Below are 273 nucleotides of genomic sequence, written 5' to 3' on the forward strand. Positions count from 1 at the left end.
CCGCCATTCAACCCAATCGGATCCTGCACAATAAACCGCCCGACCTGTGGGTCGTAGTAGCGGAACAGGTTATAATGCAGCCCCGTTTTACCGTCAGCGTACTGCCCGGCATAGCGAAGCGGCTGGTGTGCCATCGCCGAGCGATTCATAAGCTGTGAGACCCCTTCGCTCTGGTGGCGTACCTCGCCAAAACTGCCGTACTGACCGCTCCAGCGCACCGCGCCACGCTCGTCGGTCACTTCCAGCGGCGCGCCGTTCAGGTCGGTGTTGAAC

Annotated in this window: 1 protein-coding gene; it reads right to left on the minus strand. The window is 61.2% G+C overall.

Annotated elements, in window-relative coordinates; all coding sequences use genetic code 11:
* Positions 1-273, minus strand: a 273-nt coding sequence (locus LDK53_RS22055; RefSeq protein ID WP_225288076.1) for an RHS repeat-associated core domain-containing protein, incomplete at both ends; no start/stop codon positions are given.

Source organism: Enterobacter sp. K16B, assembly GCF_020216105.1.
GTDB lineage: Bacteria > Pseudomonadota > Gammaproteobacteria > Enterobacterales > Enterobacteriaceae > Enterobacter > Enterobacter sichuanensis.